General features: G+C 70.3%; 12 protein-coding genes and 2 pseudogenes. 6 read left to right on the top strand and 8 right to left on the bottom strand.

The window, feature by feature from the left end:
• Positions 1 to 65: 65 nt before the first annotated feature.
• Positions 66 to 224 (bottom strand): hypothetical protein, encoded by a 159-nt coding sequence (locus ABL57_RS10545; protein ID WP_047803415.1) that lies wholly within the window; start codon positions 222 to 224, stop codon positions 66 to 68.
• Positions 225 to 410: 186 nt separating this feature from the next.
• On the opposite strand from ABL57_RS10545, the pseudogene ABL57_RS23035 reads away from it, so the two are divergent.
• Both ABL57_RS23035 and ABL57_RS21250 read left to right on the top strand, forming a co-directional pair.
• Positions 411 to 602 (top strand): annotated as a pseudogene (locus ABL57_RS23035) (IS30 family transposase); the annotation flags it as partial.
• A gap of 7 nt (positions 603 to 609) precedes the next feature.
• Positions 610 to 888: pseudogene (locus ABL57_RS21250) on the top strand (IS3 family transposase); the annotation flags it as partial.
• Positions 889 to 951: 63 nt separating this feature from the next.
• Here the strand turns inward: ABL57_RS21250 and ABL57_RS10540 are convergent.
• Positions 952 to 2364 (bottom strand): PLP-dependent aminotransferase family protein, encoded by a 1413-nt coding sequence (locus tag ABL57_RS10540; protein WP_047803414.1) that lies wholly within the window; start codon positions 2362 to 2364, stop codon positions 952 to 954.
• Here ABL57_RS10540 and ABL57_RS10535 point away from each other — a divergent pair.
• The gene (locus ABL57_RS10535; RefSeq protein ID WP_047803413.1) at positions 2363 to 3295 is read left to right on the top strand and encodes a DMT family transporter; all 933 of its coding nucleotides are present in this window, start codon (positions 2363 to 2365) and stop codon (positions 3293 to 3295) included. The genes ABL57_RS10540 and ABL57_RS10535 overlap by 2 nt on opposite strands.
• Positions 3296 to 3348: 53 nt before the next feature.
• Here ABL57_RS10535 and ABL57_RS22675 read toward each other — a convergent pair whose 3' ends face one another.
• The 5 genes from ABL57_RS22675 to ABL57_RS10510 form a co-directional block, all read right to left on the bottom strand.
• Positions 3349 to 3630: a serine O-acetyltransferase gene (locus ABL57_RS22675; protein WP_203225597.1), complete on the bottom strand. Its 282-nt coding sequence runs from the start codon at positions 3628 to 3630 to the stop codon at positions 3349 to 3351.
• An 83-nt stretch (positions 3631 to 3713) separates the two neighbouring features.
• Positions 3714 to 5942, bottom strand: a complete 2229-nt coding sequence (locus tag ABL57_RS23390; RefSeq protein WP_047803411.1) for an FtsX-like permease family protein — start codon at positions 5940 to 5942, stop codon at positions 3714 to 3716.
• Positions 5939 to 6715 carry an ABC transporter ATP-binding protein gene (locus ABL57_RS10520; RefSeq protein WP_047803410.1) on the bottom strand — a complete coding sequence of 259 codons (777 nt, stop codon included), beginning with the start codon at positions 6713 to 6715 and terminating at the stop codon, positions 5939 to 5941. Before ABL57_RS10520 ends, ABL57_RS23390 begins: the two co-directional genes overlap by 4 nt.
• Entirely contained in the window at positions 6712 to 7239 is a 528-nt protein-coding gene (locus ABL57_RS10515; RefSeq protein WP_047803409.1) for a PadR family transcriptional regulator, read from the bottom strand. The genes ABL57_RS10520 and ABL57_RS10515 overlap by 4 nt, the downstream gene beginning before the upstream one ends.
• Before the next feature lie 203 nt (positions 7240 to 7442).
• Entirely contained in the window at positions 7443 to 8369 is a 927-nt protein-coding gene (locus ABL57_RS10510; RefSeq protein ID WP_047803408.1) for a LysR family transcriptional regulator, read from the bottom strand.
• Positions 8370 to 8442: 73 nt separating this feature from the next.
• Between ABL57_RS10510 and ABL57_RS10505 the strand changes: the two genes are divergently transcribed.
• Positions 8443 to 9438 carry a DMT family transporter gene (locus tag ABL57_RS10505; RefSeq protein WP_160310789.1) on the top strand — a complete coding sequence of 332 codons (996 nt, stop codon included), beginning with the start codon at positions 8443 to 8445 and terminating at the stop codon, positions 9436 to 9438.
• A 460-nt stretch (positions 9439 to 9898) separates the two neighbouring features.
• Here the strand turns inward: ABL57_RS10505 and ABL57_RS10500 are convergent, their stop codons facing one another.
• On the bottom strand, positions 9899 to 10834 hold the full coding sequence (locus tag ABL57_RS10500; RefSeq protein ID WP_047803407.1) for a LysR family transcriptional regulator: 936 nt from the start codon (positions 10832 to 10834) through the stop codon (positions 9899 to 9901).
• Here ABL57_RS10500 and ABL57_RS10495 point away from each other — a divergent pair.
• Both ABL57_RS10495 and ABL57_RS23520 read left to right on the top strand, forming a co-directional pair.
• The gene (locus tag ABL57_RS10495; RefSeq protein ID WP_203225596.1) at positions 10823 to 11836 is read left to right on the top strand and encodes a DMT family transporter; all 1014 of its coding nucleotides are present in this window, start codon (positions 10823 to 10825) and stop codon (positions 11834 to 11836) included. The genes ABL57_RS10500 and ABL57_RS10495 overlap by 12 nt on opposite strands.
• A 95-nt stretch (positions 11837 to 11931) precedes the next feature.
• Positions 11932 to 12342: a GNAT family N-acetyltransferase gene (locus ABL57_RS23520; protein ID WP_053004891.1), complete on the top strand. Its 411-nt coding sequence runs from the start codon at positions 11932 to 11934 to the stop codon at positions 12340 to 12342.
• The last annotated feature ends 301 nt before the right edge of the window (positions 12343 to 12643 follow it).

The raw sequence follows: 12643 nt of genomic DNA, 5'->3' as shown, positions 1-12643 counted from the left end.
AGCGGCGCGTCGGCTGAGGACCGGCCCGACGTCGCGCGGGGTTCCTCGCGCTGTTACGGGAACGGCTACTGGCACTCGTCGTAGTGATCCTCGTGCTCGGAATGCCGATGACCGTCGTGGAGATAGTCCACATGGTCGTCATGCTCCATGGTGTCGTGCCCACAGTTGTCCCCGTGGGTGTGCTCGGCCTTGGTGTGCTCGGCTTGCTTGTCGTGACCAGCCATGATGATCTCCCTTGGCGATGCGGACCCGGAACAGGCCTGCTCCTCCAGGGAAGCACCGGCAGCGGAGCTTGGCAACGCCTTTCGAGGGGTTATCGGTGCGGCCGAAGACAACATCCGACATCACCTGCCGGGCCTGGCGGTGGACGGTCCCTCGCAGGTGTCCAGCGCGCGGGGACCACTCCACTGCTGCTGCGCCAGTACTTCCCCAAAGGCACGGACCTCTCACGCTGGTCCGCCGAAGACCTCAAAGCAGTCGCCCTTGCTCTCGACAACAGACCCCGGAAGTGCCCCGAAGTGCCTCGACTGGAAGACTCCCGCGGAGGCTTCGAGGCGCAGCTACGCTCTGTTTACCAACCCGGTGTTGCAACGACCGGTTGAACCCAGGCAATTTCGAGCCCGGAAGTTCGTGCACGAGCTCGCCCAGCACGATCTCGTGGGATCCATGGGCAGGGTCGGGGCGTGCGCGGACAACGCCGCCATGCAGTCGTTCTTCGCTCTGCTCCAGAAGAACGTCCTGGGCCGGCAGCGCTGCGAAACCTGAGAGGAGATGCGTTTGGCGATCGTGACCTGGATCGAGAACACCTACCACCGCCGGCAACGCCGTCTCGCTCGCCTCACGCCGGTCGCACCTAGAACCATTGATCACGGCCTCGAAGACGCCTGAAAACCGTCAACCCCGAGAGTCGGGGAAAGACGGGGCAGTCCCGAACTTGCCCTCAGGGTTCTCTCAACCGTGATTGGTTTCGATGGCCTTGCCGAGGAGGCGGGCCCCGTCGGGGAAGGCTGCGGGGTTGGGGCCGGCGTAGTTGAGCCGGATGCAGGGGCCGGTGGGTTCGGCGGGGAACCATTCGGTGCCGGCGGCGATGATGACTCCGCCCGCTTCGCAGTCGCGGATCAGCCGGGGCAGGTCGGCGTCTTCGGGCAGGCGCGCCCAGAGATTCAGCCCACCGGTGGGCACGTGTTCGATGTGGGCCTGGGGGGCGTGCTCGGCGAGGCTGGTCAGCAGCAGGTCCCGGCGCCCCTGGAGCTGGTGGCGCAGTGCTCGCAGGTGGGTCTGCCACCCGGGGTGGGTGACCACGTCCAGGGCCGCGGCCTGGAGCAGCCCGGAGACGTAGATGGATTCGGCGGCCCGGTCGGCGAGGATGCGCTCGTGGGCGGGGCCGCGGGCGATGACCGCCCCGACGCGCAGGGCGGGGGAGACGCTCTTGGTCAAGGAGCGCAGATAGACGACGTGCCCGGAGTCCTCCCCGGCGGCCAAGGGGGCCGGGGTGGTGGTGATGCCGAAGTCGTGGGCCCAGTCGTCCTCGATGAGGAAGGCCCCGTGCTCGGTCACCACATCCAGCACCTGCTCGCCCAGGGTCGGTGACCACTGGGCTCCGGTGGGATTGGCGTAGTGGGGTTGGGCGTAGAAGACCCGGGCGCCGGTCTCGGCGAAGGCCCGGGCGAGCTCGGCCGGGTCGGGCCCGGTGGGGCCGGTGGGGACCGGCACGATGCGCACCCCGGCCTGGGCGGCGGCCTGGATCGCCCCCCAGTAGGTGGGCGATTCCAGCAGCACCGGCTGCCCGGCCCCGGCCAGGGCGCGGAAGATCGAGCTCAGCCCGCTCTGGGTGCCCGGCAGCACGATCACGTCACGGGGTGTGGGCGGGCTGACCCCGTCGGGGGTGGTCGTGCGCAGTTCATGGGCGAACCAGGACTGCAATTCAGGCAGACCGGCGACCGGTGGGCGGGACAGGGCCGCTTCCGTGCGTGCGGCCCGGCTCAGCGCGGTCCGCACCAGCCGTTCCGGCAACAGCTCCCGGTCGGGGTAACCGGAGTGGAAGGCAATGACATCGTTGGGGGTGCTGCGCAGCGCGGTGGACACCGACCGGGCCGGTGCCTGGGGGGCACGCAACGCCGCGGTCTGCCAGCTGTAGTCGGCCGGGCGGGCAGCACGCACCGCGCGCACGAAGGTCCCGACCCCGGGCCGGGTCTCCACCACCCCCTGGGTGACCAGGGCCCGCAGCGCTTTCTGCACGGTGACCGGGCTGGCCTGGTACTGGGCCACCAGGGCCCGGGTGGAGGGCAGCCGCGCCCCCGGGACCGCACCGGCGATCCATGCCCGGAGGCCTTCGACAATGCGAGAACTGTTATCGTTGTCCATGAGAGACAAGAGTAGCGCTACTGAACTTTCGTCCGAACCGATACTCACTCGACCCGTCACGGGGGTGTGGTGGGGGTTGCTGGGCGTCACCGCGTTCTCCTTCACGGTGCCCTTCACCCGGGTGGCGGTCGAGGGTCTGGACCCGTTGTTCATCGGCTCGGCCCGGGCGGTCGTGGCCGCGGCCCTGGCCGCCGCCGCGCTGGTGCTGAGTCGCCAATGGCTCCCGCGCGGGTCCCAGTGGGTGCGGTTGGCCGTGGTCGCCGGCGGGGTGGTGGCCGGCTTCCCGCTGCTGACCTCCTACGCCCTGATCGCCACCCCGGCCAGCCACGGTGCGGTGGTGATCGCCCTGCTGCCGGCCGCCACGGCGGTGATGGCCGTGCTCCGCACCCGTGAGCGCCCCGCCAGGGTGTTCTGGGTGATCACCGGGATCGGAGCGGTAGTGGCGATCGTCTTCGCCTCCGCCTCCTCGGGCGCCCTCGGGCAGTTGCACGCGGCCGACGTGCTGCTCCTGGGCGCGGTCGCCGCCGCCGCCCTGGGCTACGCCGAGGGCGGGTTGCTGGCCCGTGAGCTCGGCGCCTGGCAGACCATTTCCTGGGCCCTGGTGCTCGCCTCCCCGGTGATGGCGGTCCTGACCCTGGCCTCGGTGCTCCTGCGGACCCCGGCGGGCACCCCGGTGCAGTGGGCAGCCTTCGCCTACCTCGGGGTGATCAGCATGTTCCTGGGCTTCGTCGCCTGGTACCGCGGCCTGGGGCTGGGTCCCATGGCCCAGGTCAGCCAGATCCAGCTCGCCCAACCGGTGCTGAGCATCCTCTGGGCCGGGCTGCTGCTGGGCGAGCATCTCACACCCACCACCATCGTCGGGGGCCTGGCCGTCATCCTCTGCGCCGGCCTGGCCGTCCGGGTCCGGCTGATGCCCACGCCTTGCACATGACCTCGTGGCATCGTTCTCCTCGGTCCCCATTGCGATAGGGGCTCGAAGCGGGCTCATTCCTCGTTGATGCCCACGACCGTGGTGTCGGCCTCAACGTCATGGTTCACCACCGCGCCGGCGCCGATCTTCGCCCCGGCCCCGAGGGCGACCGGGCCGATCACCTTGGCCCCGGGTCCGATGAGCGTCCCGTTCCCGACGAAGGCGTGGCGCCGGCCCGGGGAGCCGTCGCCGACAAGACTCGCCCCTTGATAGATGGTCACGTCGTCGCCGATCACGCTGGTCTGCCCGATGACGACCTCGCTGCCGTGGTCGATGAACAGCCGGTGCCCGATCAACGCACCCGAGTGGATGGTGATCCCGGTGGCCTTCGCCGCGGCGGTGGCGACTGCCCACGAAAGCCACGGTGCAGGGGGAGTGCCTATTCGAAGCGGGTGGCGGTGGCGGAGGTGTGGGTGCGCAGCAGCCGGAAGGTCGTGAGCACGGCGGTAAGTGCCAGGGCCAAGCTCAGCCCGAGGGTGGCGAAGTAGGTCGGTCCAGGCCAGCTCATGGTGTAGGGGTCGCCGAGGCCGGTGACGATGATCCAGGCGACGAGGAATCCCAGTCCGGCGGAGAGCAGCAGCACCGATGGCAGCGGTACGGCCGCCTCGCGCACGATGACTCCGCGCAGGGCGGAGAGGGGCATGCCCATCAGTCGCATGAGGCCCAGGGCGCGTTTCCGGTCGATGACGGCCGCACCGGTGGCCACGGCCAGGGAGATCCCGGCGATGCTCACCGCCACGAATGTGCCCAGGTGGGCCAGCACCGAGAGGCTGTGGACGAGGCGGGTGGTTCCCGCGACGTCGAGGTAGGTGCGGGACATGGCCGGGGTGGTGGTGATGCCGGAGGCGGTCACGGTGGTCCGGGCCCGGTCGAGGGCCTCCGGGGTGCCGTCGGTGTTGATCACCACGGCGAACAGCTCCAGGGACTCCATGTCCTGCAGCGGGGCGGATTCCACCCCGACGGGGTCCACGGTCCAGGGGTTGAAGAAGGCGGCGTCGAAGACGGCCACCGGCCCCGTGACCGTGTCCTGGAAGCCCAGCCCCGGAAGGTCCCCGGTGGCGACGTAGACGTTGCTGTCATACGCCTCGGAGGCGGCGGTGGGGCGGTCGTAGAGCACCGCGGCGGAGGAGGCACCGGGGAGGGTCCGGGCTTCGGCGGCGACCTCCCGCGCGCGTGCCGGTTCGCTCCCGGGGTCCAGATAGGCGTAGACGAGGCTGGGCTGCACCGTCCCGGCCCGTGCCGGAGGCACCTCGTCCTGTTCCACGGCACTGGAGGCACCGGCGAAGACAGAGACGAGGAACACGGCCAGGACCAGCCCCGAGACCGCGCGGAACGTGGCGACCGGGGTGTAGCTGATCCGGCCCGCGGCGATCACCGCGGCCGCGCTGGAGGCCCGGACCGCCCCGGCCCGGCTCACCAGGACCGTGAGCCAGGGGCCCACGAGGACCAGGCCCACCGTGGTGAGGGCGAACCCACCGACCAGCAGCAGCTGCAGCACGCCGTCGCGAGGAGCACCCTGGGTCCGCGTCAGTACGAGGGCAGTCGTCATGGCCGCCAGCCCGGCGAGCAGGGGCAGTGACCGCCACGCTCCGGGAGTGGTCTCCGGGCGGGCCCGGGCAGGCCCCAGGGGCCCGATCCCGGCCCGGGCGGTGCCCCAGGCGGCGGCCGCGGTGGAGGCGACCACGACGCCCGCCACCACGGCCGCGCTCACGCCCGGGCCGGCGGCCAGGTCCTGGACGTAGAGCCTGCTCTCACCGACCGGCACCTGGGCCGCGACCGGGTGCAGGAGGGACGCGGCGACGGCTCCGGCCACCGCTCCGAGCAGAGCGGGCACCGCCGTCTCCGCGGCGGCCACGCCGGCCACCGTCCGCGGGCTCGCCCCGATCAGCCGCAGGACCGCGAGGCGCTCAGCCCGCTGGGCTGCGCCCAGCCGGGTGCTGGTGCTGATCAGCAGCAGGACCGGGAAGAGCACTGCGATCCCGCCCAGGGCCATCAGGATGCGGTAGGTGGCGGCTTTGTCCCCGTAGGGGTCGGCGGTGAAGTCGGTGACCAGAGAGGCCGTCTCTCCGCGGCGGAGCTGTTCCTCGGTGGCTCCGGTGATCACCACCAGAGAGTCCGGTCCGGCCAGGGCCGTGTTGTCGATGGTGCCCGCGTAGGTGCCGTAGCGGTCCCCGAGCTGATCGGCCGGGGTCGCCTCGATCAGTGATCGCAGCGCAGGAGAGGCGTAGTACGTCCCCGGTTCCGGGGCGGCGGCGATGCCGGGGATGGCCACGGTGGAGTCCTCGGTGGCGGCGATGTCGCGGCGCTGGATGAGCCGGTCCCGGAAGACGTCATCGGAGCGGCCGAGCAGGACGGCGTCCGCGGTCAGCGGGACCGGCTCGGGCTCACCGACCGCTTCACCATCGGCGTCCAGGGCGACGGTCACGGCCGACTCGCCCTGGGCGCGCAGCCAGGCCGCCCGTTGATCACGATCGGACAGCCCCTCGGCAGCCCCCCACAGCAGCAGGATCAGGCACACGCCGATCGCCACCCCGCCGGCGATGCCGGCCAGCCGCCCCGCCGAAGAACGTGCCCCGGCCACAGCGAGCCGGGCGGTCACCGGGTTCATGCCGCGGCCCCCCGGTCGGTCCCGCCCGTGGGAGCGAGCACGGCCTGACCGGTGGTGATCGTGCCGTCCCGCACGATGACCTCCCGGTCGGCGTAGGCGGCCGTGCGCGGGTCGTGGGTGATCATCACCACCGTGGTCCCGGTCTCGCGCACCAGCTCGAGCATCAGATCCAGCACGGTCTCCGAGGCCAGGGAGTCCAGGGACCCGGTGGGCTCGTCGGCGAACAGCACCGCCGGTGCGCCCACCATGGCCCGGGCGATCGCCACCCGCTGGGCCTGGCCCCCGGAGAGCTCCCCGGGATGCTTCTCGCCCTGTCCCGCCAGGCCCAGCCGCCCCAACATTTCGGTGGCTGCCGACCTCGCGGCTCGGCGCCGGGTGCCGGCCAGCAGCAGCGGGATGGTGACGTTGTCCACCGCGCTGAGCTCGGGCAGCAGCTGTCCGTACTGGAAGACGAACCCGAATTCGCTCAGCCGCACTCCGGAGCGCGCCGCCTCGTCCAGAGCGCTGAGCACCATCGGTGCCATCCCGGCGCCCGGACGGGTGTAGGTCACGGTGCCCCGGTCCGTGGGCAGCACCCCGGCCATGCAGTGCAGGAGCGTGGACTTGCCCGACCCGGAGGGCCCCATCACGGCCAGCACCTCCCCGGGAGCCACGTCCAGGTCGATCCCCCGCAGGGCCGGGGTGGTCCCGAAGTTCTTGTGCACCTGGCGCACCGTCAGCAGGGAGGGCGGAACGGCAGAGTCTGCGGGGCCAGAGGGAGGGGTGGGGTTCATGCGGTCAACAGCTCCTTCTTCAGCTGGTTCAGGCGGGCGCCGGTGAGCTCGATCCAGCGCAGGTCGGCCTCGATGTGGAAGATCCCGTGGTCGCACATCAGCACCTGCAGCAGATCCCCCTCGCGCTTGAGGCGGGTCAGCTCACGCATCCGGGTCATGTGCTCGGCGCGCTGGGCGTCCAGCAGGCGTTGGGCGTCGTCGTCGACGAGCAGGGCGACCACGGTCTTGGCGAACAGCTCGCTCTGCAGCGTGGGAGCGGGCACCTCGGGGGTGAACAGCCACTGCTGGACCCTGGCGCGTCCGGTGTCGGTGATCTCGTACTTCTTCCGGTCCGGTCCCGCCCCCGGCTCCTCGCCCAGCGCCCGGATCAGCTCGTCGCGGATCATCCGGGCCAGGGTGGAGTACACCTGGCCGAAGGCCAGCGGTTTCTGCGATCCGAAGTACCGGTCGTAGGAGTGCTTGAGGTCGTACCCGTAGCTGGGCTCCCGCCGCAGCAGCCCCAGCAGGGTCAGCGCGTTGTTCATGTCCCTATCTATACACCCGATGTGTACACGGAGTGAAGAGACCCGGCCGTGGCGCGGCGAGCGTGTCGCGCCGATGGCCGTGCTGACCGGCATGCTGCTCGGTCCGGGCACGGCTGTGCTCTGCCGGAACCGTCCTCGGGTGGACACCGGTCCACCCGCCGAGTGGTGCGGGTGGGGTGCCGATGTGGGTTGTCGTGCAGTCCTCAGGGCGAGTCGGGGCTCATCGCCTCGAGGATGCTGTGGGCTTGTCGGTCCAGGGCCTGGCGCACGAGGGTGAGGGCGGGGCGGTCGATGGTGTCCTCTCGCTCTACGCGCAGCAGTCGGCGTCGGGGCACGCGGTCGCTCAACGCGACGGCCTCCACCCCCTCGGGCAGCGGGGGGCGCCCGAGCCGGGGGACCAGGCTGAGTCCCAGGTGGTGGGCGGTGAGCTGGATCTGGGTCTCGTGCTCGTTGACCAGCCCGGCCATCTCGTATGGGACACGGGCGCTCTCCAGGGACTGCTGGAGCCAGCGGGCGTAGATGCCGGTGGTGTCGGTGATCCACCGTTCCCCGGGCAGATCGGCCACCGTGACGGTCTCCCACCGGGTGGCCGGGTGGCCGGAGGGCACGATGAGGTCGACCTCGTCGACGCCCAGCACGGTCGTGCTCAGCACTGCCGGAATGGTGAGCGGGAGCTGTTCCCACTCGTGCACCACGGCCAGGTCCACCTCCCCGTGGGCAGTCTGCTCCACCCCGGCCTCGGGATAGGACTCGTGCACCACCAGCGAGATCCCGGGGTGATGCGCGGCGAAATGGGCGACCAGCGGGGCGATGAGGCCCCGGCAGGCGGTGGGGAACCCCGCCACGGTGACCCGCCCGGCCGGTGTCCCTTGCAGCTCCTCCAGCCGGGCCCGGGTGCGGGCATCGACGGTGTCCATCTCGGTGGCCGCGGCGGCGAGGATCCGGGCCGCCGGGGTCGGCTGCAGGTACCGGCCCCGGCGCACCAGCAGTTCGATCCCGGTCTCCCGGTGCAGTCGGGCCAGTTGCTGGGAGACCGCCGAGGGGGTGTAGCGCAGGTGCTCGGCGGCGGCGGTGACGGTGCCCAGCTCCACCACCGCCCGGAGGGAGCGCAGGAGCTCTCGATCAAACATGAAGCAATGCTTACACATATCCTAGTGCACCTTTCGCTGGTCGCACAGGTGCATGGTGCCCAAGCATGGGTTCATGACCTTCCACCGCGCACCCGTCCGAGGTTCGTCCGCCGCCGTGGCCCTGTTGTGTGCGGGCATGGTGATGTCCGGGACCATCGGCTACTTCGTGGTCGAGTCCGGGGCTCCACCCTTGGTGGTGGTGTTCTGGCGCTGCGTCATCGGTGCGTGCGCCCTGCTCGTGGTGATCGGGGCGCGGCCGGGGACCCGCCAGGAGCTGCGCGCCACGGTGAGGTCCCGGACCGGGATCGTGCTGGCCGGCAGCGGGGGGCTGCTGGTCGCCAACTGGGTGCTGGTGTTCACCGCCTACGAGCACCTGTCGATCGGGGTGGCCACGGTCATCTTCCACGTGGAGCCCTTCATCCTCCTCGGTCTCGGGGCGCTGTTCCTGCACGAGCGCTTGAACCGGAGGACCCTGGGATGGGCGGGGCTGGGGTTCCTCGGGATCGTGGCCGTGGCACAGCCCTGGGCCTCGGTCGGGCAGGAGACAGGTGCGTTGTTGATAGGGGTGGGCCTGACCCTGGTGGCGGCGACCGCCTACGCCGGGTCCATCGTCGTGGTCCGGGCCCAGCAGGGCAGGGTCGGGGCGGCACCGAGCCCGCTGGTGATCGTCACGATCCAGCTCATCGCCGGGGCCGTCATCACCTCCCCGTCCCTGCTGGTGGTCCCTCACCAGGTCAGCGCACCCGGCTGGGCGCATCTGGTGGTGCTGGGCCTGGTCAACACGGCGCTGATGTACCTGATCATCTACACCGCCTACCCCCGTTTGGGGACCGCGACCGTCGGGGTGCTGGCCTTCGTGTATCCGGCGGCCGCGGTGGTGGTGGACTTCATCGTCTACGGGACCGCCATCACCGTCGCCCAGTGGGTCGGGTTCATCGCGATCATCGCAGCCGGAATCGGGCAGGTCCTCACCACGCCACAGTCTCCGCAACGATCCCAGGGCACCACCTCAAACCACCCGGCACCGGAGCACCGCAAGCCTGACCCGGTGCTGCCAGCGAAAGACTGAACGGCTCCGTTCTGTGCACATGGAGCTGCGCCTATGGCACGCGGACGCAGTCCATACCTTCCGCCCACGGTCCCGGTGCCAGGACCACACGAGTCGTCTGGGCATCACTGATACTCGCGAGGGACGGCGGAATCACTCATGACGTTCTCAGCGCCCCTGGCGAACCGGCTCTGGCCGCTGGTGGTCTTCGGCGTTGCGCTGGACTTGGTCACCGCCATCGCCGCGGCCTCGTGGCCGGTGCACGAACATTCCGGCTGACCCGGTGGGGGTGGGCAGAGACGTACAGGAACTTCCGCCAAGGACTGCGCAGCAGGTCCGAGAACACCCACCGGGCCAGTTGATGGACGACACCGTCGAACGGAGAACCCAGGGGCCCCGTCGATCAGCCCCACGCCACGCAGGACCCGACCTTCCAGCCATCCTCACCGGGACAGATGTGAATGTTGGAGATCGGGTTCCGTCATCGCTCGGTGGCCGTCTGGGGTGGTGTCCTGTCCTCTGGGGATCCGGCGCTGTCCTGCAGAGCGGTGAGCACGGTTCGTGTTGCGGTGCGGTGGAGTGCTTCGGGGCGAGCCAGTACGTCGATGTTGCGGGTGAGAGAAAGGCCTGTCAGGGGTATGAGCACGATGTGGGCGTCGGCGGGGGCGACTGTGGTGTAGCGGGGCATGAGCGCGATCGCTTGGCCGGTGGCCACGACGGCGGAGGTCACGAAGAACTCGTTGATCCGGTGGGTGACGTCCACCGGTTGTGCGGTGGCCGCGCCCAGCAGGTGCAGGGCTTGGTCCAGGGGGAACCCCTCGTGCACCGAGACCCAGTGCTCACCCACCAGATCCGCCGGGCTCACGTGGGTTTGGTGGGCCAGCCGGTGGTGGGCGGCCACGGCGACGTCGAGTGGTTCGCGTACCAGTGGGACGACCTGCACCGTCCCGGGCCAGGGGCGGGTGTGTTCCAGGCGGTGGGCGATGACCAGGTCGAAGTCGGCGGTCAGTGCCGGGAAGTCCTCTTGTGCGACGTCGCGGTCGTGGCAGCTCACCACGGGTGCCTCCTCGGCGGCGGCCATGGCTTGGAGCAGTCCGGGAAAGTAGGCCAGTCCGGCGCTGTGGAAGGCGGCCACGCTGACCGGGGCTGCGGGGTCCTTCACGTACCGGGTCACGGCGTGCTCGGCGGCTGCCATCGCGGTGGCGACTTCCACCGCGGCCTGTGCCAGGGCGTGGCCGGCGTCGGTGAGCACCAGGGTCCGGCCCTGCCTGCGGGTCAGGGGTACGGGGGTGGTGCGTTGCAGGGCGGCCAGTTGCTGGGACACCGCCGAGGGGGTGACGTAGAAGGCCCGGGCGACGGCGGCCACGCTGCCGCGGTCCCCGAGCTCGCGCAGCAGACGCAGCTGGTGCAGATCCATAAGCAAACCTTAAACCTTCAGTGCAGTAACCAATCCCTGGTCTTCATGGTGATGGGCTGTGAGGGTGGACGGGTGCTGACATCCTTTGTTGTTTCTCGCCGGGTTGATCTGTTGTTGCTGCTGGTGGCGGTGGTGTGGGGCAGCAGCTATCTGGCGGCGAAGACCCTGACCGGGGCCGTGAGCGTCCCGGTGGTCCTTTCCCTGCGGTTCATCATCACCGCGATCGCTTTGGGGGCGTGGTGGTGGATGCTGCCCCGGTGCGTCCCCTCCGGCCGGGAGGTGGTCACCGGAATCGTGCTGGGCGCCACCCAGGCGGCGGTGCTGGTGCTGGAGACCTATGGGATCGCCGGCACCAGTGCGACCAACGCGGGGCTGATCATCAGTCTCACCGTGGTGTTCACCCCAGTGATGGAGGCAGCAGCTGCGCGGGTGCCGGTGCCGCGGGCGGTGTTCGTGGCCGGGGTGGTGGCAGTGGTCGGGGTATGTCTGTTGGTCTCCGGGGACGGACTGCACGCTCCGAGCACCGGAGATGGGCTGGTGCTGGCCGCGGCGCTGATGCGTTCGATCCACGTCACCGCACTGGCCCGGCTCACCCGGGGGAGGGGGGTCAGCTCGGTGGACCTCACCTTGATCCAGGCGGTGGTGTGCGCGGTGGTGTTCACCGGCGCCGCCCCCTCCGGGGCGGTGGGTGCTGTTCAGGCCTTCACGTCCGCCCAGTGGGCGGCGGTGCTCTATCTGGGGCTCGGCTGCAGCGTGTTCGCCTTCGTGGTCCAGACCTGGGCGATCCGCCAGACCTCGGCGTCCCGGGCCAGCCTGCTGATGGGCACCGAGCCGATCTGGGCGGTGGCCATCGGTATCAGCCTCGGCAACGAGACCCTCACTCTCGTGGCGGCCGCGGGCGCGGTGCTGATCATCACCGGCACTTACCTCGGACAACGCGCCGAGACCCACCACCGCCACGCCACCGGACTCAGCCCCGAAATCGTTCAGGCGTCCCGGTAAGGGAGTGGCTCGTACCCGGTCACCGAGGTGATGGGCGGCCCTGTCCTAACGTGTCCTAACGTGGTGGCCAATGGCACCTGGTCCGAGACCCTGTCATGGGGGACGCCTCGGCTGCGCGGCTGCTGTGGGCCGATCCGGAGGTTGGGGGTGCCGATGACATCCCGGCGGTCTACGTTCACGGGCTGATGGTCCACCGGGGCGCAGCCGGGCGTGGTCTGGGGTCGATCATCCTCGACTGGGCCGTAGAAGCCGTAAGACTTGGACGGACCGAGGGGGAGGAGGTCATCCGGCTGGACGGCGTGGAGTCGAACACGGCCCTGCGCCTCTTCTATCAGCAGCAGGGATTCCAAGAGGCGGGGCGCCGGGAATTCGATGGGCCCTGGTACAGCGCCACGCTGCTGGAGAAGCCGTTGCCAACAGGGTCACGCTTCGGCATTCCGACACGGGCACGCCATCGCCCCTGCACCATGACATCGCCAAGACCTGACGCACTTGACGCCCGGTAGGGGTCGGTCATACGTCGCGGGTTGCCACGATCGAAGAGCGGGGCCGGGGAGAGCCCTCCTGTGGTGCCGGAGGACGAATCCGAGGGCTCCGTGCACGGGTCCCGGGATTCGGTTGACACCGTTCACCACGCCGTTGATGACGCCACCCCCGGGGGGGGCGTCATCTTTTCCGCGTACAACGCCCTCGACGACGCGCTGGACCTCCGCCGGGACATCACTGAGCCCACGATGAGGGCGCGGCGGCCGACCGTCACAAACTGTCACAAACCCGGCCCGACGTCGGCCGAGGCGGCCGAGCGCG

It is taken from the genome of Kocuria sp. SM24M-10 (assembly GCF_001027955.1).
GTDB lineage: Bacteria > Actinomycetota > Actinomycetes > Actinomycetales > Micrococcaceae > Kocuria > Kocuria oceani.
Note: the sequence above shows the minus strand (reverse complement) of the source record. Positions and strands in the feature narration are given on the sequence as shown.

Coding starts and splice junctions, on each gene's coding strand:
- ABL57_RS10545 (WP_047803415.1), bottom strand. CDS start 224: ATGGCTGGTCACGACAAGCAAGCCGAGCACACCAAGGCCGAGCACACC.
- ABL57_RS10535 (WP_047803413.1), top strand. CDS start 2,363: ATGAGAGACAAGAGTAGCGCTACTGAACTTTCGTCCGAACCGATACTC.
- ABL57_RS10540 (WP_047803414.1), bottom strand. CDS start 2,364: ATGGACAACGATAACAGTTCTCGCATTGTCGAAGGCCTCCGGGCATGG.
- ABL57_RS23390 (WP_047803411.1), bottom strand. CDS start 5,942: ATGAACCCGGTGACCGCCCGGCTCGCTGTGGCCGGGGCACGTTCTTCG.
- ABL57_RS10520 (WP_047803410.1), bottom strand. CDS start 6,715: ATGAACCCCACCCCTCCCTCTGGCCCCGCAGACTCTGCCGTTCCGCCC.
- ABL57_RS10515 (WP_047803409.1), bottom strand. CDS start 7,239: ATGAACAACGCGCTGACCCTGCTGGGGCTGCTGCGGCGGGAGCCCAGC.
- ABL57_RS10510 (WP_047803408.1), bottom strand. CDS start 8,369: ATGTTTGATCGAGAGCTCCTGCGCTCCCTCCGGGCGGTGGTGGAGCTG.
- ABL57_RS10505 (WP_160310789.1), top strand. CDS start 8,443: ATGACCTTCCACCGCGCACCCGTCCGAGGTTCGTCCGCCGCCGTGGCC.
- ABL57_RS10500 (WP_047803407.1), bottom strand. CDS start 10,834: ATGGATCTGCACCAGCTGCGTCTGCTGCGCGAGCTCGGGGACCGCGGC.
- ABL57_RS23520 (WP_053004891.1), top strand. CDS start 11,932: ATGGGGGACGCCTCGGCTGCGCGGCTGCTGTGGGCCGATCCGGAGGTT.